At 62.9% G+C, this 518-nt stretch carries 2 protein-coding genes; both read right to left on the minus strand.

The annotated features are described in order from the left end of the window. Window positions 1-168, minus strand: a 168-nt coding sequence (locus tag AC1DZC_RS20410; protein ID WP_477044563.1) for an aldo/keto reductase, incomplete at its 3' end; no start/stop codon positions are given. A 109-nt stretch (window positions 169-277) separates the two neighbouring features. Further along, on the minus strand, window positions 278-518 hold a 241-nt coding region (locus AC1DZC_RS20415), incomplete at its 5' end, for a cupin domain-containing protein (protein ID WP_477044562.1).

A 518-nucleotide genomic window follows, 5' to 3' on the forward strand; every position in this document is an offset into this window, starting at 1 on the left:
GACCTCGGCGGTGTCGAAGAAGGTGACGCCGCGCTCGACCGCGGCGCGGATCAGGCTGATGCCTTCCTCCTTGCTCACCGAGGTGCCGTAACCGAAGTTCAGCCCCATGCAGCCGAAGCCGATGGCGGAGACCTCGAGACCGTTCCTGCCGAGAATTCGCTTTTCCATGTCATTCTTCCTTCCGCCCGCAGGCGTTCGACGATTGGTGCGCCGGAAAATAGGCGGCCGTCACTGCGACGATTAGATCATCAGATCGGCATGCTATTATGCGCAGTAATCATGAATGGGGTTCGGCGACCCCATAATCGGCGTCACTGACCTTCTCGAGCCAGTCGACCGCCTTGCCGTCCTTCATCTCGGCGATCGCGATATGAGTCATTGCGCAGTCCGGCGCGGCACCGTGCCAGTGCTTCTCTTCGGGTTCGAACCAGACGATGTCGCCTGGGCGGATTTCCTCGACCGGGCCGCCATCGCGCTGCACCCGCCCCAGCCCGGCGGTGACCAGCAGGGTCTGGCCC

The sequence above is a fragment of the Cellulomonas sp. P2_B4 genome (assembly GCF_056404795.1).